Origin of the sequence: Pseudoalteromonas sp. S2755 (genome assembly GCF_005886535.1) — a bacterium.
Classification (GTDB): Bacteria; Pseudomonadota; Gammaproteobacteria; order Enterobacterales; family Alteromonadaceae; genus Pseudoalteromonas.
The window spans coordinates 1-19,271 of the sequence record NZ_PNDS01000051.1; the positions used below are offsets into that span (position 1 = coordinate 1).

Below are 19,271 nucleotides of genomic sequence, written 5' to 3' on the forward strand. Positions count from 1 at the left end.
TGTATTAAGTAAATGATCTATCTTGAAGCGGGGAAATAGCTTTAGTAGCAAGGCAAAAATTTTGCTATTTAGTTGTTCTAAATGAGAAATTTTTAACGAAGCTAATATGCTATTTCACCCTTCAAATTGATTAGAGAATTAATTCAATTGGTATGAGACCGAAGCTGCGCTTCGCGGCTCATTGAGATGAGCGCAGGGATGCGCGATGGAAACAAGCTTCATAGATGAATAGACAACGCCATTCTGTCTACAGCTTCATCATGATCCAATGTACAAAAACTCTATAGCTAATTGTGCGAAAACTACGGGAATATGTGGGAGAGTTCGGGATTGAGTGAGAGCCTATTTTAAAATGAGTTTGATATTGTGAAAATCAGCGGCGCTCAAAAATTTGCGCCGCTTTTTGTTTTATCGCTTTTTCTTACACCACGCTACGAACAGCACAATAAAAAGTATTGATACCGAACCAATGACAAATAGCATGATAGCCTCTTCGATTGAAGGTATTCCCATTTCTCTCTCCATGTTTAATTAATTGACGGGACTGAGGTCGCTTTCTCAGCAGTTCCATTTCTGTACTGGCTCTGTGTAACTTTAGCCGTTTCAATCAGCAACTGCAAAGCACCATCAACTTCATCGAGGGTTTTGCATCCATGAGCATTTAGATAACTAGCTATATGTTGCAGTGCTACATTATTACTCTTCATTTTTTTCCTCACTCATTAGCTCCCAAATCACTCTATATAAAGGTGGTGCTTCGGGTTCCATTGGCGGAATTGACGGGCCACCATTTCGGCCTATTCGTGCTGCTTGCTGTGGTTCTTTCAATTGCTCTTCTATATATAGCCTTCTTCCAAACTCAAAACCAATTAGTAAAGTAGTAAAAAGTGCCAGCAGTAAGAGCCATTTGTTTACTGTGATTTCATCTTTATCTCTTTGCATTACTTTGACCCTCGAATTCCAGGCTCTTCGATACTGGAAAAAAGATCACCTTGAATGTCTCCATACAAGATCAGGTTTTTAGTTCTGATCACCGTATAAACCCATTGAACCGAGCAGCCAAATTTTTTGGCCAGTTCTCGATGATTATTGCCTCTAAACTCCGCCCATATCTGATTGCTCTTAAGCATTGCATCTAACTTACGGCCTTTACATACATAAACATATTCACCACCAAATGTTGTACGTACGGTGTCTACTACATCTAGCCCGAGTTTAGCTGCTTCGTCTTCGCCGAGTGCCTTTTTAGTTCCTTCGGCTACTAGCTCTAAAATGGTAAATAGCATACCTTCAGCACGTTCAGACGCTTTGCCCAATTCCACATGATCTAAATTAGACACTAGGCACCTCGCTATATTTACCTAACATCAGGCCTGTGAAATTAAGAGCGCTCTCAAGCTGCTCAACATTACAATTTGAAAAGTTGCTATATTTATACACAAAGCGCCCCGCCTCGAACTTTTCCTCATCGTTCAGTGGCAGCTTTTTTAAATCAGGAGCTAGTTCGCTCATGTCTTTTGCCATCAGACGCGCATACCAGCTTTTTAACTGCTCAATCAGTGAGTGAACCATAGGTGCGCGTAGCCACTCCAAACACTCAATAGCTACGTTACTATTCATACGCTTAGCTTGTGATTTACTCCAATTGAGCAGCGCAGCCTCTGAGCCATCGCGTAAATAGCCGCGATGGCTCATCGCGATCCAAACTTGACGCAGTTTATCCAGCGGGGTTTTGTCTTCGGGGGCTATATCACGAGTCATTGGCGAGTTACGACCTTTACCACTCTTTTTAGCTTCAACTTTAAAGCCCTTGTCCTTCATATGATCCAAGACTTTTTTAAGCTCCCCTGCGCTCATATCCTTGCAGCTGCTTTTTTTAGTCAGATCAGTTAATACTTGGCGATAAAGCTCGTCGTCCCAAGCAAGCTGGCCTTTAGCAATATGAATAAGTTGGATGTATCTAGGTTTTGATAAATACATAACGCCACCTTTATAGAGACTTGCTTACCAATGGGATATGAATCCAGCTACCCAGCGCATTGCGCTCATAAAAGCGCACGTACGTTTTGGTGCTGGACAAGATGATTGCATCATCAAGTGCCTGCATCGCGTTGGCCCAGTCTTCGCTATCGCTGGCTAGGCGGTATTTACGCAATGCCATGATCCGCGCCTTGTTGTAATTGCCATCACTGTTTGTGCTAAACGCATCTTGTACAATTTGGCGTAGTAGCTTGTCTTCGCCTAGTGTTTCCAGCTTTTCATTGATCACTTTATCAATGAGTTCTTTTGCCACATTTATCTCAGGGCCAAACGTGATCTGATCAGCAACGCCAACTTCTACTTTGCGCTTGGCGTCATAGCTAGTTAACGTAACATTGCCTTTATTACCGCCTATCTCAACGTTATAGCTCGCAAACAAATCAGCTATAAATGTGTTCACACTCTTAAACACCTTGCGCTTAAATTCATCATGCAACTCAGATAGCGCCTTAGCCTCATCAACAAACCCATTTACTAGGTCGTGTTTTTCAATGTCGTGGGCTGCAATTTTGTTTAGCGGTACTTGATAGCCGCGCGGGTTTGCTAAAAATGTGCGTGCTGTATTGTCTTGTGTATTCATGATGATCCCTTACTACCTTGATTGAATAGATTGAAATTTGTGAAAGCGTTGACCTTGGCATTTGGGGCAAACACTTACGCCTTCCCCAACCCAACCGCAATGCGTGGTTAAACACCGAACCCCTGTAGGCTCAATTGTTTCTATCAGCTCACGCTTACCAAAAACGTTATCCCAAGCCTTTACTGGTGCATTTACCGCACTGGCTAACAGATGTTGCATTGCGCCATCATCAGCTAAAAGCGCCTTTGACTGCTCTTGTGAAACGGTGACTGTTTTAGTCACTTGAACCAACGCCATACCGGTTAATTGAATTTCTACCTGTTGACTCATAGCTACACCTTTAAAACTAATGGTTCTGTGATCTGCTGCTCACCAATTTGAGCGGCGGCATTCATGGCTTTAGCAAGCCAAGTGTTTACATTGAGTGGGTAAGAGCGGTCTAGCTCGGCATCATCCAATGCAATGCCGTGGCGAATGCGCCCCATACACTTGCCGCGAATGGCGCTAAGGGCGTCTTCGGTAAAAATTTTGTCAGCATCTACACCAACGCGAGATAGCTTATGGCGAATATACTCGGGAACATAAATCCCTAGCGGCTGCATCTTTATTTGATTGCAGCGCCAGCTAAACTCACGAACGTGCTGGCCGCTTAACTTTTTGGCAAGTTCCGACTGGCCGATCAGTACAATCCCCATCACACGCCTAAACCCGTGCGTTAACTCCCAAATACGCTTGAGTAGCTTGATCACATCAGCGCTTAAATCGTGCGCCTCATCAATTACCATTAGGTGTAAATGGCCGTTGTTGGCGCTTTCAATCAATGCCTCTTCTATTGCTGCATCACGCTCTTCAGCGCTTGGTTTATGTTTGATTTGTAGCGCTCTACAAATAGCGGTAGAGATAGACTCTGCGGTTATCTTGCGGCGGTCTAATCGTGCAGGTTGGATCAAAATTACATCAGGATGATCTTGTTGTACTTGGTGTATAAAGGTGCGGCGAATAATCGTCTTGCCGCTTCCACACTCGCCATAGAGCGCAATCATGCTGCCAGCGTTCGCGGCCGTTAGCATGTCTTCTAAAATAATACGGTGGGCATCAACCAAAAATAGGTCATCCTCGCTCGTTATCTCGTTTTCAAACGGGTCACGACGTAGTTTAAAAAACTTCTTTGCGTTAGCTGTTAGCATTTCAGGCTCCGGATCTTCATATTCAACTTCAGGTTGTGCGTTCTTGTTTGGCTCATACCAGGTAAACAAATCGGTTAGTTGCTCGCTGGTTGCACCGAGTTCTTTTAAATACTCTGCAATGGCTGATTTAATTGCTTTGCTATCACAGGTTTTTGGCCAGTCGGCTTGTGTTGCTACACGGCTTAAACTAGCTTTGCTAAATTTCAGCCCTTTAGCGGCTAATGCTTTTACTACTTGGGCTTGCTTAACCCCCAGTACTTCAAACACATGGCTAAGCTTTGTTATTTTCAACTGCTATCTCGCTATCTTCAGCACTGGAGTCTCCACAATTCCTAGGTGCAACTGTTCAACAACCGCTGACACTTCCGTTTCAGCAATACTTTGGCCATGCAGCCAATCAATTTCGTTAGGACGCAGGGGCCTACCCAAACGCTGTGCGACAACCATGCGTAAATCGAGCGAGTCCAACACCTTGCCTTTGCGTGGGGCTTCGGCGACTTGCTTAGCAATCGCGTGGTCTGGCTCAATAGCTTCTCCCTTAGGCGCAATGCGGGTGTCGTGCTCAACATTTTTGAGGTGTGTGTGAGCGACCAAAGCGCCCCCAAATGGAGCTAGCTTTTTCTTCTTAGCCTGCTTGATTTCTGCATCACTGAGATTTTCAAAAGCGAGCCTATCCGCTGCTTTAGCTGCGCTTTGAGTCGCTGTGTCTTTGTTTTGGATGTGCTCTTCACCAATTACAGGGGCATCTAACCTAAAGCCATCTTCACCAACACCTGCTGGCTGAACTTGGTGATACACCACTTCATCAAGGGGGGTTGTAACACCTACTAATAAATCCGGCGTATCACCCACAATAATTGGACTAACCGAAACCGTGATCCCGTTACGTACATGCTCCAGTTCACTAATGTCATAACGGTGCTGCTGTTTGGTACGTGGGTGAACATAAGTGATCTCCAGATCACCGTTCACCTTCCGTGTTTCACCTGTTTTGGTCAGTAGTAGTCTGCAAACTTGCTCATCTGGCAGCATGCGCAGGTAGTCGCGGTTTTGTGGTTGGTATATGGTTAGCCATACATCTGAACGTGCTTGTTTGTGCCGACTATGCTTGCAGTTCATGCCAGGTATTTTGTTGGCATTAAATGCCTCTTGCCATGCCCATACCGACTCGTTTAGCTCGTCAACACTGCTAACCGGTTCAAACAAAATACGGCTTTCAAATTGCTTTTCAACAATGTTGTTTGCCACTTCCACAGCCCCTTTAGCGCGGGGGTTTCCAGCCTCATGAGGTATATTTTTAACTTTGAGTGCATCTAATACATTGGTAATTGCTTTACCTGTGTTGGCACTGCCTTTATCCCATAACAGAATTTGTGGCACGCCCATAAATGGCGAGCCTTCGTGTTGCTTCCAACACCACATTAAAAAGTCGAACATGTTGGCTTGCGTTTCACCTGCCGACTCGTAATAACGCACGCGGATCATGCCGCTATTGTGGTCAACCAATACATAACGCCACACTCGTAAGTGCTTTATGCGCTCTAAGTTCTCTGGCTTATTTGCGTAAAACTCAGAATCATTTGCGTAGCGCTGCACTTTGCCTTTTTTACCTGGCGGGTAATAAAGCAAACAATAACTAGGGTCTACTTGATGTACATGATTAGGCGCTAAACTGCGCATTTGAACATGCGGTGTTGCTCTATCTAACGCGCTAACTGAGGCATTACGTTTAGCTAGTACACGGCTGATCTGGCTTGTACTTAAGCAGGCATAGCCATTAGCAACCAAGATTGATTTAGCCGTGGTAACATCCATGATCCGCTTACCATTATCACGTACCCCTTGGTTTAAAATGGCCACCAGCATATTCAAGGCTTCATCGTCCATCGCTGTTGTGCCTGCATCACTGCGTTTAGCCTTGCCACTTTGCCAACCTAGCTTTTTGAGTTTGCGATATAGCGCGTCTTTGCTTAGGCCCAGTGTTTCACATGCCTTTTCGCGAATTGTGCCTTTTTGGCCGTGGCCTGCGTTGTCTAGCTGCTCAGCCCAGTACTCTAGAGATAATGCATTCATTCGATCACCTCAGTGCCTTCGAAGCCCATTTCGGCCAGCCACTCACCACTGGGGCGCGCATCGTCTAAGTCGCCATAGGTGCGGTGTATTTCGTTCCATACATGCGCGAGTTGAGTTAGTAAAATTTTGCTGTCAGCATAAAACGCGGATTTAGCGGCATCATAGGTTTTATCGTCAATTTGCACCGTCTCAAGCTGCTCACTGAGCACCAGCATTTGGTTAAACCCTTCACGCACTTGGTTTTGGGTTTTAGCCAGCGCTTCAAAAAAGCTTTTGGCTTCGCCTTTCCAGCGTTCGGCACTAAACTTTTTGCTTTCTAAGTCGGTTTTAAGCTTGATGATTTCTTCTTCTTTTTTGGATGAAGAATCACGAGACACTTTGAGCATGCGCTCGGTTGCGTCCAGCTCCTGCGTTAACTTGTCTTTCTCTTTGGCATGCTTGGCTTTGAGTTCATCGATTAGCTCTTTTACAGCTTCTTTATCACCTGCTTCAACGGCATCTGATTCAATAACCAATGTTTGATCTTCTTCAGGTAATTGACGTAAGGCTCTTAAGTCCCGATAACCAAGCTGCATACGTTGTGACTGCTCGAAGAACTCTTCTCCGAATTGTTGAAGATTCACTAATCGGTCATCAATAGTGCGTCTTGCCACACCCAACTTGTGAGTACAGTACTCATCCCAAGTGGCGACAGTCGCCACTTTTCCACTTTCATCAGAATAGGCTAGCCCTTTATATGCTTTGGTTTCCTTAGCTTTTTGGAGTAAGCGTAAACTGGCGACAGTCGCCAGTTTTTGTATAAAGTCAAAAGCCTGTATTTGACCTAACTCAACTAATACTTGCTCTTTTGAAGCAAGCAAGTCTTTCCCGTCAACTAGTGCTTTCTCAACCGTCGGTGTTATATCTTTCTCGCTCATAACTACCTCAAAATACTGTAGTTGTTGTACTCTTGCTGTAAGTTGCGCAGTACGTTTTTCATGTTGTGGTCTACCGTGTTACTCAGCTGCACTGGCTTTTTATGTAAGCGCCAGCGCTTTTCATTCCCCGGTAGGCGCTCAGCCCAACCCGCTTGTGCCAAATTTGCCAATATGCGCGTTACATCAGCTGGACTGGTGTCTAACTCCTTAGCCAGCTGCTTTGGCTCAACACCATCCAGCTCTTTACCCGCCATCAACTCAACCGCTGCCAGTACACGTTGCACTTGTGCTGATATGTATTGGCTCATGCTGACACTCTCTTAATGGGCTTCATTGGTTTTCTAACTGGGTTGTTAAAATCACTCACGCAACTGGGGCACACAACGTCGATATCAAACGCCTCACTTTGAACATGACGCCATCCAATATGGTTTGCAGCTTGCAGCCATGCGCTTTTAGTTACTGCCTGCTTTGCTTGCTCAATTCGTTTACAACAATTGCACTGAATTAGAGGGCGGTTGCTGTGTACGCTTATATGCTCAGCGCTAACGGGTTTGGTTAATAAGCTCATGCGTTCTCTCCTTGTGGTTTTCCGTGTGCCAGTGCTTTTAGCTGCTCCATACTCATTAGCAGCACAGTTTTACCTGCATGCTTACCAATACAAATGCTTGTATTTTGCTCTGGTTGGCGTTTTTTAGGCGCAACTTGGTCTTTGATAGTCATACTATTTGCTCCTAAATAAGCTGCTGCTGGGGATCGTCGAGACGTTCGACTTCGAGTTTTTGGTAAGCCAATTCTTGCATCAGAACAACTATTTGCTCTGCAACGTGTTGATGGTTTCCACCACCTTCTTCCAATTGCATGGCCATTCCAATTACCTGATTTGCAAATTGGTTTAGATGATTCAATGTTGGCATTGAAGGCTTTTTGCTTTTAGGCATATCGACAACCAGCTTATCAAGGCTGTGTGCCATATATTGGAGTGGGTATTCTCTACCTGTAGCAGCCATATATGGGATTAATAAGCTAGCAGGCATATCGCCATTACCAAGGTATTTATAAAGCATATCGGTGCTTACACCCGTTCTATCGGCGATGCGTGGGACGCTCATATTGCGTGTCGCCATTCCATGCTCCTTACAAAGTTGTAAGGACTCAGGCAGGCTGCGAGCGACTACACGGCTCCACTGGCGGCGTTTAGGCTTGGTCATAAGTCCCCCCAACTTGCAATGCTAAAGTCAGCTTACGGGTATTCCAAAAACAAACTTTTTTTGGAACTTCCAAATAGAGGATCTTACTGGCTAGAATTTGATCATCACGTAAACGGGAGACCAAACCATGCAAACCGAATTTGCTACTTACCAATTTAATAACTTGCTTGAATGGCTGTGTATTGACGACAAACCTTGTGCCGCTGTGTACTGCGCGAGCGCTAAAGAACTGCGCCAACTTATTGTTGAACTTGGCAGCTATACGCATATTGAGCGCAGAGTGGTGGTTAATCGCTTGTACCAACAACAGAACACGGTTTTGTTGGCGCTGATAGCATTGTGCTATGTACGGGCTAATTATGTGCATTGTGTGGCTCCTGTAAGTTCGGTAACTCAGTTATTAGTAAAGTGGTTACTTAGCCCTTACGAGGCCAAAAGCTGCTGAAGCTGGTTAACGCCTTGCTCTCTGTTAATCAGCCCTCTTGGTGGGCTTACTGTAACGTTGGGGAAAACATCACAGGTCTCTTTACCTATGATCTTGGCAATAGCATTTGCGACCTTTTGAGACTTAGTGTGCCCACAAACGACACCTGAAACAGTTGCAAGACTAACACCCAGTGCATCAGCAACCATAGAAAGCGAATAGCCTTCGTTTGCAATAGCTTGTTTAATTTCGGAGGATTTCATAGTACATTACCTTTTTGAGTAAACCTTTTACCTGAACTTTGGCGAGTGAAAATAAAAGGTTTGGTTAATTGTTAGGCTTAGAATAGTACATATATGTCCTCAAAATCAACAGAAGCAGACATAAATGTCTGCTCATTATTTCAGGCTGAGCGTAAGCGTTTGAATTTAAGCCAAAAAGATGTCGCAGATTTTTTAGGAATGTCGAGTAAGCAAATTAGTCGATGGGAATCATCTATTGCCATTCCATCAGATAAACTAGTTCAACTCGCATCGATGGGTTTTGATGCTGCATTTGTAGTAACTGGAAACCGAGCTGGAGTTTCTCTTATTGACCAAGAGTCTTTTGATATGGAAAGCGCTGTAGATGCTGCTTGTTATGCGGCAAGAGAAGCACTGCTTACAGTTTATCAAGCGAAGAGGTTAAAGAATGAGCTGGGCGAAAATGGAGAGTTTGATGCGATTAAAAGCCTTTCATTAATTGAGAAAGCTACGAGAATTTTAGTAAAAGCTGAATTGACTGGTAATATGAGCAATGACTCAATAAGAGATGTTTTGAACGCAGTAAACACTGACTAAAATATTACTTAGTTTGCTTTACTCGATCAAAATACCCAATGTTTTTTAGTGCTTTGAGTAGCCGCCTACGCTCAAAGCGAAATTCCATATCAAAATGAATTATTTCTTCCTTTGAGGCGTGTTCAAAGTGTTTCTCGTAACTTTCAGTTTTTGCCAACAGCTGGATTGACTGATCTAAAAGCACTTCTTTCTTATGGCTTGATAGAGAGGTGACATTATTTACTGAGTGACTAGCTAGCCTTGGTTTACTCGGTACTTCAATCACTTTAATTAGGCTTTTTAGCCTAAACGCCATGTAATACAAGTAAACGCAACATCCAAAAATCATAGCTAAGAGTAATACTTCAAATTTCATCTCTAAACCCAACGTTTACTCGGAACCAAATTAAATACTCTAAATGCAGGGTATGCGCCTATTACTAATAACGTTGCGACGTTAATTCCTGCAACACAGTATTTGAATACGTTACGTAACAGATCAGCCTCTAGTATTACGCGATCAACATATCTTGCCATTAACAATGTGGCCATGGCAGCAGATAGAAAGCAGACAAATCGTGAGTAACGAGCAAAAACACAATCACGCATCATGTGTAGCTTTACTATAAGTGCTACATATATCACTTCATACAGTGCAAAAAATAGATAATAAAGCTGCCTTTTGGCGGCGGGATCTATACTTGCTGACAATATGGCATCTGATATGAATCGCCCGAGAAAGTGAAAACCAAAGCTAACCGCAGTTACTATAAACAAAGAATGCTCAACTTGCTCTCTCCAATCCTTAGATGGGAAGCCCGTAAGCATCTCTTTAACTCCTTGTTTTGAAAAAAATAGGAGAGCAATCAGAGCAACAAACTTGCTCACAATGATCGCCCAGCCTATTGCAACGAAAAATTCGTTCAAAGTCCTTTACCCTTTATAACTTTGATCCTGTTCAGCGCCGTAGCCCGAAGATTTATTCACGGATGCCTTCGGTGGTTCTATACCATCACCACCCCCAGCACTCCCGCCAAAAATAGTTTTCAGTAGCTGACTTGGGATCTGTGTTTTTGTTTTCATGTTTTTACTCCTTATGTAATTGGAGCAAACAGCATAGCAGCAAAATTAAGAAATAATCTTTAACTTAGATTAAAAATGGGAACGGATGCCGTGGCTGTCCGTGCTACGTTACTACTGGTTACTCAATCCATTAACTCGACTATAACATTTGCCAAATGTTAGGCAAATAGTTTTGTGTTTATTTTCGGAATAATTTTACTCATTTGCGACAGAGCGCCCGTATTTAGCGTTATGATGCGATACTTTGGCAACGGACAACCCCCAGATTTTTGGTTGAAAAAATAAACTTTGATTTAACAAAAACATTTGATTTAACCCAAAGATTCGCTAAATGTTTGGTTAAGTGTCTACTTTTAGTTGAAGTTTACATATATAAAAGTTTACATTTAATTAATTGTTGAAACAGTAAGCTTTAAATATGTGCAGGGAGAGTACATTTGACTTGTCACCCTTTGTCTCTCATTGCCGCGAATGGATTAACCAAGGTAACACTATGACAGTATTGAACACTGAAACTAGAAGTAAAAAGCTCTATTACCGACGCGCCTCTTGGCAAGCTAAAACCAAAACATCTTTAGAAAAAATGATCATTGCTGCACATGAGCAGTTTCCAAGTTCCGGAGAGCGAACTTTTGCCAGAATTGGTGGTGAGGTTCAATGCTCATCTTCACAGGTGAAAGATGAACATAAGGGGATTTATTTACACATTACAAGCTACAAGCCAGGTGAGGAAGCCTCTATTTTAGACAATGACAAAACTAAATCTGAATGTGACACCGATATATATGCAGCACCAGAAGGAAAAGAATTCTTAGATGGAGATTTGTTTGCTTATATCCGTAATAACCATGTTTTATTTTGCTCTAGTAGCCTCAGAGAGGCTGGTCTTCAATATTATCTCCGGAAAATCCTTGCAAAATATGGGAAACCAGAAGTAGGACATACTCTGACCTTGGCAAGTATTGCTGATTCAAATAAGCTTAAAGTGATAAGAAAAGAAGGCGTAAAAGCCATTGATTTGAACATGTCACTGTATAATGCAAGTTTGTTAAGGCTTGAAGAAACAGATAAGAAGTCACATGGCTTAATGAACAAAGTATATGAAGAATTTAGTAGAGTATTTGCAGAAGATCCTGAAAACTCTGAAATGACAGAAATGGAAAACGTCGATGTTAGAGTCAGTTTAAGATTTGATGGAAAGAATGCACATCATAAGCGAAAAACACCAGAATTTGGTGCTACAGGAAAGAAACACCTAAAATTAGCCGCTGAGAAAATAGTTCACGAATATGACCCAGAAAACGAAGTTGGCTTGGGCTTTGAAATCATAACGTATGGTGATACTAAGATTTCACCTCATGAAATCCAGATTTCATCACATGATAAAATTAGTAAGCAAGGTAAGTCAGTAACGAAAGTGGATGCATGGCAAAAGCTAAGAACGTATTATAATGACCTTAAGGACAAGGGGATCTTAAACCAGTGAAAAACAAGACCGATAGAGAAAAACTTAAACTAGCACTTTGCTTGGCATTGTGGGCTGGTCTGTTTTCTTATTTTGGTCAACCTTATATCCACAATAATCAAGATGCGGTAAATATCATTGTTACCGTATTTTCCATACTGGCAGGTTTTTTAATTGCCGTTATCACCCTGATTGGAGATCCTAAATCGCTCCCAGCAGGTGGTTGGCAAGTCGCCCAGTTAGGCAGTGTGTTGACATACAATCGTCTAGTCAGAAAGAAGTGGCTTTTCAAGCTTTATCTAATCACATTGTTTTTGATTTTTTGTGCAATCTTGATTAAAAAACCATGCCCTAAACTAGTGATTTGGTTTGAATATATATATTTATATACAGGTTTCATTGCATCCGTACTTTCCTTCAAACTCCCAGCAGCACTGATGGAGCTACAAGAAGAACGCATTCAGAACGAAATTAATGAACGTCGGAAGAAAGAAGGAATCGAAGACGATTAAATTTATTAACCCAGTTTAAAATACACTCACCAACGCTATTGGCACTCTATCAGCACAGCCTGATGGAGATGCCAAATGACCTTACCCAACCTTAACTACTTTAAGCAACAGCCAGAGATCCGCGATGCTTTAGCACCGTTTTCTTTAAATTTTGCCGACTCAATTATTCCCATTCTATACCTTGAGGGCGGCTTACGTGCAGATGGCGGTATCAACAATGTTGCGTCAGACCGAGGCGGACTAACTAAGTTTGGGATCAGTCAACGCGCTTATCCAAATCTCAATATTGCTGAACTCACATTAGCTCAAGCTGTTCGCTTGTATCACCGTGACTATTGGCGGCCAATGTATTGCGAGAGCATGAATACAGGGTCGGCGCTCATGTTGTTAGATGGCGCTGTTCAACACGGTGTACCTGGCATGACTCAGCTCGTACAACGTTATGTAGGCGCTAAGCCAGATGGCCGCTTTGGCTCAAAGACTCTCCAAGCTTGCCAAAGTATTTTACCCAACCAGCTCATTATTGGCTTGAGCCTGCGCCGCGCTCGTAAATACGCAAGAATTTGCGCCAACGACCCCACACAAAGACCGAACCTTGAAGGTTGGTATAACCGCTTAGAGCACATTACCGAGCTTGCCACCGAGGGAGTCAATCATGGGTAGAAATTGGCAATGGAGCTACACGCAAGGCCGAATAAAACGAATAAAAGCTGAGATTGCCGCGAGGCAGAATGGCGAACCGTTTGATGCCAACCAAATTCCACTGCACAGCTACGACGGCACGATGCAAAGCAAATTTGCTAAGGGCTGGCGTTCAATTTCTGAAGTCGATATTCGCAGCAAGCTTTATAGGCACAACATCTATCCAAGCGCTTGCAACACACCAGAACACACTTTCAAATCGAAGGAAATCTAATGGATGCGGTAGACGATGCTCAGCGTTTAGCTGAACAAGATTTAGAGCGAGGATTAAAAACAAATCGAGCTCTTTTTGTAGGTGAAAATGTAGGCTTTTACCACTGCCTAGAATGTGGTACTGAAATACCTAAAGCTCGCCGCCAAGCCGTGCACCGATGCAAGTACTGCGTGGATTGTAAGGAACGTCAAGAGCAGCTTCAACAACACAGTAGGAAGCGCTAATGGATTTTGTATTGGAATGGTGGAAGCAAATGCTAGCCGCTGGCGTGTTAATCGTTGGTGCTGGTTCTATTGCATGGCTAAGGGCCACATTTGTAAGCCGAGTCAAACACGACGAGTTGGCGCAACGAGTGAACGCTGTTGAAAAGACTATTGAAGATTTACCTAGTGCTGAAGATCTACACGACTTAGATAAACGCCTAATTGAGGTCGGAGGAAAAATTGACGCACTCTCCCCCCAGCTTGGCGACCTAAAACGAGTTACCGACTTACTAATGGAAAATGAATTGCGAGGTTCAAAGAAATGCCAATAATTGAATTAATGGCTGAACACCAGCGGATCAGCATTTTGATCTCATTGAACGAATCCCCTGACTACGGTCTAAACAGCAGCATATTGGGAGACATTTTAGACCGCTACGCTATTGGCTGTAGCCGTGACCAATTGCATACCCAACTAAATTGGCTGGAGCAAAACGGTTACGTATCAATTGACCGTTTAAGTAACAATACTTGGGTTGCCAGTATTACTCAGACTGGTGCTGATGTTGCTACAGGTCGTAGTGTTGTTCCTGGTATTAAGCGTCCTGGTCCTCGGAGTAAGTAGCCATGAGTGATGCTGTACGCAGAGGCAAACCCAGTAAGATTGATGCGTTGCCAGAAGACATCAAGAAGAAGCTAGACGAAATGCTACGCGATAGTGGCAATTCACAAGCTGATATTTTGGTTGCTGTAAATCAGCTAATTCTCGATGCGGGCATGGATGAGGAGGCGACTATTTCGCGTAGTGGCCTCAGTCGCCATGCCCAAAAGACTGAGGCTATAGGTAAACAACTGCGTGAAACGCAAGCCGCGACCAAAGCGCTGGTTGCAGAACTGGGCGACAAGCCGATGGGCGAAACGTCAAAACTCATTTTAGAAATGGGCCGAACTCAGTTGTTTAAAGCCATGCAGCGCCAGTTGATGAACCCCGACGAAGACGCCGACATAGATATTGGTGAAATCAAAGAGGTAATGCGCTCAACCAAGTGGTTAGAAGAAACCGCTATGAAAGTGCACCAACGTGAAAAAGACATCCGCAAAGCATTCGCTGAAGAAGCAGCGGCAGCAGCCGAAGAAACGGCCATCCAAGCGGGTTTAACGGCTGAAGGCGCACAAATGATCAAAAACCAAATATTGGGGATCGCATAATGGAGTTGGTGCCGTTTAATCCCAACGAGCTGCTGCTTGGCTACCAAAAGCGCTGGATAGCCGACGACTCGCCGTTAAAAATTGCGGAAAAGAGCCGCCGTACAGGTATCACATGGGCAGAAGCGGCCGATGCGGTGCTAGAAGCCAGTAAAAGCAAAGACGCCTTTGGCACCAACCATTTTTATGTTGGCTCGAATAAAGAAATGGCGCGCGAGTTTATTGAAGCGGCAGCCATGTGGGCCAAAGCATTTAACAAGGCTGCTGGTGATATTCAAGAAGAGTTGTTTATTGACGACGGCCAAGACGGCAAAGAGATCTTAACCTTTGTTATCTACTTTGCCAGTGGCTTTAAAATCCAAGCGCTCAGCTCTAACCCCGCGAATTTACGGGGCATGCAAGGCAACGTAACCATTGATGAAGCGGCATTCCATGAGCGCTTGGCCGAAGTACTTAAAGCCGCATTGGCTCTGACCATGTGGGGCGCCAAAGTCCGTTTGATCAGCACACACAACGGCGTAGATAACCTGTTTAACGAGTTGGTGCAAGAAAGCCGCGCAGGCAAAAAGCGCTATTCAGTACACACTATCACCATTTTAGATGCCTGCCGCGAAGGACTTTACCAGCGTATTTGCCAGCGCCAACGTAAAACGTGGACGCAAGAAGCCGAAAGCAAATGGATTGATGACTTACTGAAAGACACCGCTAGCGAAGAAGACGCGCGCGAAGAGTACTTTTGTGAACCCAAAAAAGGCGGTGGTGCCTACATTGGCCGCACCTTGATTGAAGCGGCGATGGCGAACACCATCCCAATTTTACGCCTTGAAGCCCCTAGCGATTTTATGAGCTGGCCTGAAGCCAGACGCCAACAGTTTATTGATGACTGGATAGCCGAGCAGTTAGACCCTGAACTGAACAAACTTAACCCCGAGCTAAACCACAGCTTTGGGGAAGACTTCGCCCGCCGTGGCGATTTATCGGTGTTTGTGCCTCTCGAAATCAGTAAAGCATTGGCTAAGCGCGTACCGTTCGTGGTTGAGCTAACCAACTTAACTTACGATGCCCAGCGTTACATTATGCTTTACCTCACCCAGCGCTTGCCGCGTTTACAAGGTTTAGCGTTTGACGCCACGGGTAACGGTGGCTACTTGGCCGAAGCCGCAGCACTACATTACGGCACAGAAATGGTTGAGCAAGTCATGCTTAACGACAATTGGTACAGGGAGTGGATGCCCAAGCTAAAAGCCGAGTTTGAAGACCAAAATATACTCATCCCTAAGCACCAAGACATCTTGGGCGACATGCAAAAAATCTCGGTGCGTAACGGCACCCCAAAAATTGATAAAGGTTCTGACAAAGGCAGTGATGGCCGTCAGCGCCACGGCGACTTTGCGGTGGGTTTAGCCATGGCCAACCGCGCCAGTTGGATGGATGGCAGCGCCATTGAGTTCACTCCGCTACCAAGCAAAAGTGGCAGCAACGACTTTAACTACGAAGACCTAGGCAGTTTTCAGGGCGCGGGGTGCTGGTAATGCGCTGGCGTATCAAGTTCGAATACATCTTTACCACCGTTGGCGGCTTTATAGATATTGAGGCTCCCAGCTATGAAGCTGCTGAACGCTACACCCTTGACCTCGATGTATACGTGGTATCAATCAAACCTATTTTGCGAGTATAACTATGCTAGTAGACATTAATGGCGATCCGCTATCAGTTAATAAGCTAGATCAAAATCAAACTGAAGAAAATGCCCAAGTGGGCATGTTGCTTAGGCAATATGCAGAACACCCAACGCAGGGGCTAACCCCTGCAAAGCTGGCCAGCTTGCTAAAAGAAGCGGAAGAAGGCAATTTGGCTGCGATGGCTGATTTGGCCAAAGACATCGAGGACAAAGACGGCCACATAAGCTGCGAACTGGGCAAGCGTCGCCGCGCTGTGCTTGGTTACGATTGGGAAGTTAAACCACCTCGTAATCCGAGTAGTGCCGAAAAACGTGATACCGATATGCTTAACGAGTGGCTTGAAGATGCTACTTGGTTTAATGACTTTTTGTTTGATGCGACTGATGCCATATTAAAAGGTTTTAGCGCCAACGAGCTACATTGGGAATATTTAGATAAACAGCAAATGATCACAGGTTGCACTCACCGTGACCAAAACATATTTAAAACCCACCCCAACGACTTTAACCGCATTATGCTTAATGACAGCAGCGACGAAGGCGAAGCCCTCAACCCGTTTGGCTGGGCGCTGCATATTCATAAATCAAAATCGGGTTATGTCCATAGGGCTGGATTGCTCTCCGTACTTGCTTGGCCATTCCTATTTAAGAATTTTAGCGTACGAGACTTAGCGGAGTTTTTAGAGATCTACGGTTTGCCTGTACGCGTTGGTAAGTACCCAAGCGGTGCAACCGATGCTGAGAAAGCCACACTCCTGCGTGCCGTGATGGCGATTGGCCATAACGCTGGCGGTATCATACCAAGAGGAATGGAGATTGATTTTCAAAGCGCCGCAAACGGGCAAGCAGATCCGTTTGAAAGCATGATCCGCTGGTGCGAGCTAACACAATCAAAAGCTATCATCGGTGCAACACTTACCACCCAGGCAGACGGCAAAACCAGCACTAATGCACTTGGTAACGTGCATTTAGAAGTGATGCAAGACATCACACTAAGTGATTTAAAACAGCTGGAGCAGACCATTACACGTGATTTGATTTATCCCATGTACGCCCTAAATGGAAAATCCTACCAGGGCAATCGTCGGTTGCCACACTTTGAGTTTGATAAAACAGAGTCTGAGGATATTGCAAGGTTAGCACCTGCACTAAAGTTGCTCGTTGAGACAGGTGTGCAAATTCCCGTACATTGGGCTAACGAAAAGCTACAAATCCCAATCCCTACCAACAACGAGCCAGTACTTGGCAAACCGTCTAGTACTGCCGCACTCAATACAGCAGTGGCCGCACTTAATGCGGAATACCAAACACGCAGCACGCAAACAGAACTAGATACTGCCATTGATGCAATCACCAGTGGCGATATGCGCGAAGAGTACAAAGCCACGCTTCAGCCACTTTTGGACAAACTTAACCAAAGCGAAGAGTTAGCCGCTATTGAGCTTGCCGAACTTTATCCCGCAGTTGACCAAGACCAACTGACCGAAATGCTCACCAAGCTGATTTTTGTGAGTGAGATTTGGGGCATGATCAATGATTGATCTCAGTATTGCTTTCAATAAGCCACCTGCGGATGCTGTGGCTTACTTTAAATCTAAAGGTTATGCGATAAGCGATGAATGGCACGATGTGCTGACTACAGCGCACGCCAAAGCATTTACTGTGGCGCGGGTGCAGAGCATGGAAGTACTAGAGGCGATACGCAAGTACACCGACACGGCGCTTGCTGAAGGCTTAACGGCAAAACAATTTAGAGAGCAGCTAACGCCAGAGCTGCAAAAGCTTGGTTGGTGGGGCAAAACCAAAAATGAGCAAGGTGATAGCGTTCAACTGGGCAGCCCCTATCGCTTAAATAATATTTACCGCACCAATCTACAAACCGCCTATATGAGTGGCCGCTATCGCCGCATGTTGGCTCGCAGTAAAACGCATCCGTATTGGCAGTATGTTGCTATTGATGATGCACAGACACGGCCTGAACATAGGCTGCTGCATGGGAAAGTGTTTAGGTTTGATGACCCCATTTGGCAAACCATATTCCCGCCCAATGGCTGGGGTTGCCGCTGTCGCGTTCGTGCGCTCACCGCAGAGCAAGTAAAAGCGCGTGGCTTAACCGTAGAAGACGGTAGCGGCTATGTACAGCAATTTGATGCAGAGATTGTGAGCCGCGAATCTGGCGAAGTTAAAACCACTGAGCATGCACGAGTTAAGTTACCCAGTGGCGATGTAATGACGCCAGATGTGGGCTGGGCCTATTCGCCTGGCCAATCAGCCTTTGGCACCGATGTCGCCGTGGCAGTTAAGCTGGGCAAAGTGGAAGACGTACAGTTACGCGCTGAGACCATTCAGGCGCTCAACAATAGTGATGAACGGGCTAAAGCATTTGAGCTGTGGACGCGTAAAAGCATCGAGCGTATAGAGCGCTTTCAAGCAGCAAAGCTTGCTGGCGATAAGGTAGGCTTAAAGGCTAATGGCCCAAGGCCACAACATAAAACGGTGGTGAGTTTTTTAGGTGATGACATTAGCCAAAAGCTCCAAGATAAGGGCATTGATGCGGCCCGTACTTTGATTTTATCTGAGCGTGCGCTGGCCCATGCGCACAGCGAGAAACACCAAGCAAACGGTACAGCTTTAGCGCTAAAAGCCTATACAGAGTTAAGCACTTTGATAAATGACCCAAAAGTTCAAGTACTATGGGAACGTGAACGCAACGAACTGCTGTATGTAAAACGTGATGGTGAAGAGTCAATTAAGGTTGTGGTGCGTTATCAGGGTAAAGGAATTGAGTTAGACACATTAATTAATGCACTAAAAGTTAAGACGCTCACCATTGATGCAGCTATTAGCGGTGGGTTGTATGAAGTATGGCGGTAGGGTGAGAATCGAACTCACATCACTGTTAGACAGCCCCTTACCTATCGGGGTACACCACCGCCACAAACAATTATTACCCAA

31 protein-coding genes are annotated in these 19,271 nt (G+C 44.7%); 13 read left to right on the plus strand and 18 right to left on the minus strand.

The features are described 5' to 3' along the window. Positions 1-527: 527 nt before the first annotated feature. The 15 genes from CWC03_RS10180 to CWC03_RS10245 are packed head-to-tail and all read right to left on the minus strand — an operon-like array spanning position 528 to position 8,695. Positions 528-707 (minus strand): hypothetical protein, encoded by a 180-nt coding sequence (locus tag CWC03_RS10180; RefSeq protein WP_099644192.1) that lies wholly within the window; start codon positions 705-707, stop codon positions 528-530. Then, the gene (locus CWC03_RS10185; protein ID WP_138581830.1) at positions 697-942 is read right to left on the minus strand and encodes a hypothetical protein; all 246 of its coding nucleotides are present in this window, start codon (positions 940-942) and stop codon (positions 697-699) included. The genes CWC03_RS10180 and CWC03_RS10185 overlap by 11 nt, the downstream gene beginning before the upstream one ends. Further along, positions 942-1,340 (minus strand): Mor transcription activator family protein, encoded by a 399-nt coding sequence (locus tag CWC03_RS10190; protein WP_138581831.1) that lies wholly within the window; start codon positions 1,338-1,340, stop codon positions 942-944. Before CWC03_RS10190 ends, CWC03_RS10185 begins: the two co-directional genes overlap by 1 nt. Next, complete coding sequence (locus tag CWC03_RS10195; RefSeq protein WP_138581832.1) at positions 1,333-1,980, minus strand: gp16 family protein; 648 nt, start codon at positions 1,978-1,980, stop codon at positions 1,333-1,335. The genes CWC03_RS10190 and CWC03_RS10195 overlap by 8 nt, the downstream gene beginning before the upstream one ends. 10 nt (positions 1,981-1,990) lie before the next feature. Continuing rightward, positions 1,991-2,620, minus strand: a complete 630-nt coding sequence (locus CWC03_RS10200) for a DUF3164 family protein (protein ID WP_138581833.1) — start codon at positions 2,618-2,620, stop codon at positions 1,991-1,993. A 12-nt stretch (positions 2,621-2,632) separates the two neighbouring features. Continuing rightward, entirely contained in the window at positions 2,633-2,950 is a 318-nt protein-coding gene (locus CWC03_RS10205) for a hypothetical protein (protein ID WP_138581834.1), read from the minus strand. Positions 2,951-2,952: 2 nt separating this feature from the next. Next, the gene (locus tag CWC03_RS10210; protein WP_138581835.1) at positions 2,953-4,098 is read right to left on the minus strand and encodes an ExeA family protein; all 1,146 of its coding nucleotides are present in this window, start codon (positions 4,096-4,098) and stop codon (positions 2,953-2,955) included. A 3-nt stretch (positions 4,099-4,101) separates the two neighbouring features. Then, the gene (locus CWC03_RS10215; protein ID WP_138581836.1) at positions 4,102-5,880 is read right to left on the minus strand and encodes a DDE-type integrase/transposase/recombinase; all 1,779 of its coding nucleotides are present in this window, start codon (positions 5,878-5,880) and stop codon (positions 4,102-4,104) included. Continuing rightward, the gene (locus CWC03_RS10220) at positions 5,877-6,797 is read right to left on the minus strand and encodes a hypothetical protein (RefSeq protein ID WP_138581837.1); all 921 of its coding nucleotides are present in this window, start codon (positions 6,795-6,797) and stop codon (positions 5,877-5,879) included. The genes CWC03_RS10215 and CWC03_RS10220 overlap by 4 nt, the downstream gene beginning before the upstream one ends. Positions 6,798-6,799: 2 nt before the next feature. After that, complete coding sequence (locus CWC03_RS10225) at positions 6,800-7,105, minus strand: MarR family transcriptional regulator (RefSeq protein ID WP_138581838.1); 306 nt, start codon at positions 7,103-7,105, stop codon at positions 6,800-6,802. Continuing rightward, positions 7,102-7,368, minus strand: coding sequence for a hypothetical protein (locus CWC03_RS10230; protein ID WP_010604424.1), 267 nt, complete (start codon positions 7,366-7,368; stop codon positions 7,102-7,104). The genes CWC03_RS10225 and CWC03_RS10230 overlap by 4 nt, the downstream gene beginning before the upstream one ends. Continuing rightward, complete coding sequence (locus tag CWC03_RS23435; protein ID WP_157757237.1) at positions 7,365-7,520, minus strand: hypothetical protein; 156 nt, start codon at positions 7,518-7,520, stop codon at positions 7,365-7,367. Before CWC03_RS23435 ends, CWC03_RS10230 begins: the two co-directional genes overlap by 4 nt. A gap of 11 nt (positions 7,521-7,531) precedes the next feature. Then, the gene (locus CWC03_RS10235; RefSeq protein WP_095729158.1) at positions 7,532-8,008 is read right to left on the minus strand and encodes a hypothetical protein; all 477 of its coding nucleotides are present in this window, start codon (positions 8,006-8,008) and stop codon (positions 7,532-7,534) included. Next, entirely contained in the window at positions 7,995-8,375 is a 381-nt protein-coding gene (locus CWC03_RS10240) for a hypothetical protein (protein ID WP_138581839.1), read from the minus strand. The genes CWC03_RS10235 and CWC03_RS10240 overlap by 14 nt, the downstream gene beginning before the upstream one ends. Before the next feature lie 56 nt (positions 8,376-8,431). Continuing rightward, a complete protein-coding gene (locus tag CWC03_RS10245) occupies positions 8,432-8,695 on the minus strand; it encodes a helix-turn-helix domain-containing protein (protein ID WP_088531228.1) in 264 nt (87 codons plus the stop codon). A gap of 93 nt (positions 8,696-8,788) precedes the next feature. Here CWC03_RS10245 and CWC03_RS10250 point away from each other — a divergent pair, with 93 nt between their 5' ends. Beyond that, complete coding sequence (locus CWC03_RS10250; RefSeq protein WP_138581840.1) at positions 8,789-9,271, plus strand: helix-turn-helix domain-containing protein; 483 nt, start codon at positions 8,789-8,791, stop codon at positions 9,269-9,271. Positions 9,272-9,275: 4 nt separating this feature from the next. On the opposite strand, the gene CWC03_RS10255 is transcribed toward CWC03_RS10250, so the two are convergent. From CWC03_RS10255 to CWC03_RS23440, 3 genes are all read right to left on the minus strand, one after another. Next, on the minus strand, positions 9,276-9,626 hold the full coding sequence (locus CWC03_RS10255) for a hypothetical protein (RefSeq protein ID WP_138581841.1): 351 nt from the start codon (positions 9,624-9,626) through the stop codon (positions 9,276-9,278). Positions 9,627-9,628: 2 nt separating this feature from the next. After that, on the minus strand, positions 9,629-10,078 hold the full coding sequence (locus CWC03_RS10260; RefSeq protein WP_138581842.1) for a hypothetical protein: 450 nt from the start codon (positions 10,076-10,078) through the stop codon (positions 9,629-9,631). A gap of 105 nt (positions 10,079-10,183) precedes the next feature. Beyond that, the gene (locus tag CWC03_RS23440) at positions 10,184-10,333 is read right to left on the minus strand and encodes a hypothetical protein (RefSeq protein WP_171040230.1); all 150 of its coding nucleotides are present in this window, start codon (positions 10,331-10,333) and stop codon (positions 10,184-10,186) included. 493 nt (positions 10,334-10,826) lie between these two features. Here CWC03_RS23440 and CWC03_RS10265 point away from each other — a divergent pair, with 493 nt between their 5' ends. From CWC03_RS10265 to CWC03_RS10315, 12 genes are all read left to right on the plus strand, one after another. After that, positions 10,827-11,819 carry a hypothetical protein gene (locus CWC03_RS10265; protein WP_088531232.1) on the plus strand — a complete coding sequence of 331 codons (993 nt, stop codon included), beginning with the start codon at positions 10,827-10,829 and terminating at the stop codon, positions 11,817-11,819. Further along, positions 11,816-12,310 (plus strand): hypothetical protein, encoded by a 495-nt coding sequence (locus CWC03_RS10270; RefSeq protein WP_138581843.1) that lies wholly within the window; start codon positions 11,816-11,818, stop codon positions 12,308-12,310. Before CWC03_RS10265 ends, CWC03_RS10270 begins: the two co-directional genes overlap by 4 nt. 75 nt (positions 12,311-12,385) lie before the next feature. After that, on the plus strand, positions 12,386-12,973 hold the full coding sequence (locus CWC03_RS10275; RefSeq protein ID WP_138581844.1) for a glycoside hydrolase family 108 protein: 588 nt from the start codon (positions 12,386-12,388) through the stop codon (positions 12,971-12,973). Next, positions 12,966-13,226, plus strand: a complete 261-nt coding sequence (locus tag CWC03_RS10280) for a hypothetical protein (protein WP_174171086.1) — start codon at positions 12,966-12,968, stop codon at positions 13,224-13,226. The genes CWC03_RS10275 and CWC03_RS10280 overlap by 8 nt, the downstream gene beginning before the upstream one ends. Further along, entirely contained in the window at positions 13,226-13,450 is a 225-nt protein-coding gene (locus tag CWC03_RS10285) for a TraR/DksA C4-type zinc finger protein (RefSeq protein WP_138581845.1), read from the plus strand. The genes CWC03_RS10280 and CWC03_RS10285 overlap by 1 nt, the downstream gene beginning before the upstream one ends. Next, positions 13,450-13,761: a DUF2730 family protein gene (locus CWC03_RS10290; protein WP_138581846.1), complete on the plus strand. Its 312-nt coding sequence runs from the start codon at positions 13,450-13,452 to the stop codon at positions 13,759-13,761. The genes CWC03_RS10285 and CWC03_RS10290 overlap by 1 nt, the downstream gene beginning before the upstream one ends. Beyond that, a complete protein-coding gene (locus tag CWC03_RS10295) occupies positions 13,752-14,054 on the plus strand; it encodes a VpaChn25_0724 family phage protein (RefSeq protein WP_138581847.1) in 303 nt (100 codons plus the stop codon). Before CWC03_RS10290 ends, CWC03_RS10295 begins: the two co-directional genes overlap by 10 nt. A gap of 2 nt (positions 14,055-14,056) precedes the next feature. Then, positions 14,057-14,638 carry a DUF3486 family protein gene (locus CWC03_RS10300; protein ID WP_138581848.1) on the plus strand — a complete coding sequence of 194 codons (582 nt, stop codon included), beginning with the start codon at positions 14,057-14,059 and terminating at the stop codon, positions 14,636-14,638. Beyond that, complete coding sequence (locus CWC03_RS10305; RefSeq protein ID WP_138581849.1) at positions 14,638-16,167, plus strand: terminase large subunit domain-containing protein; 1,530 nt, start codon at positions 14,638-14,640, stop codon at positions 16,165-16,167. The genes CWC03_RS10300 and CWC03_RS10305 overlap by 1 nt, the downstream gene beginning before the upstream one ends. Further along, positions 16,167-16,313, plus strand: a complete 147-nt coding sequence (locus CWC03_RS23445; protein WP_157782780.1) for a hypothetical protein — start codon at positions 16,167-16,169, stop codon at positions 16,311-16,313. The genes CWC03_RS10305 and CWC03_RS23445 overlap by 1 nt, the downstream gene beginning before the upstream one ends. Positions 16,314-16,315: 2 nt before the next feature. After that, positions 16,316-17,857, plus strand: a complete 1,542-nt coding sequence (locus tag CWC03_RS10310; protein ID WP_138581850.1) for a DUF935 domain-containing protein — start codon at positions 16,316-16,318, stop codon at positions 17,855-17,857. Beyond that, complete coding sequence (locus tag CWC03_RS10315) at positions 17,850-19,190, plus strand: phage head morphogenesis protein (RefSeq protein WP_138581851.1); 1,341 nt, start codon at positions 17,850-17,852, stop codon at positions 19,188-19,190. The genes CWC03_RS10310 and CWC03_RS10315 overlap by 8 nt, the downstream gene beginning before the upstream one ends. Positions 19,191-19,271: the final 81 nt, after the last annotated feature.